The following is a 262-nucleotide window of genomic DNA, read 5'->3' on the forward strand; positions in this document are numbered from 1 at the left end:
GATGTCGCCTGTGCCATCCGGGGTGATGTCGACAGTATAAGTATTGCCATCTACAGCTACAAAATTTGAAGCTGAACCATTACCTACTGTAATATCTCCGATAACAAAGCCTGTAACATCTTCGCTAAACTCGATAGTTACATTATAAGCCGCTGTGTTGTTCACTATCGCTGGCTCTCCCTGAATGTCTACTGTCGGTACAGTATTATCAAAGGTCGTTACTACCTGAGTTGCAGCTGTATTATTGTTACCTGCTGCATCC

General features: G+C 43.5%; 1 protein-coding gene. It reads right to left on the bottom strand.

Annotated features, from left to right (window positions below; genetic code table 11):
- On the bottom strand, positions 1 to 262 hold a 262-nt coding region (locus E1176_RS19955), incomplete at both ends, for an Ig-like domain-containing protein (RefSeq protein ID WP_222933024.1).

Source organism: Fulvivirga aurantia, from assembly GCF_009711475.1.
GTDB classification, from domain to species: domain Bacteria; phylum Bacteroidota; class Bacteroidia; order Cytophagales; family Cyclobacteriaceae; genus Fulvivirga; species Fulvivirga aurantia.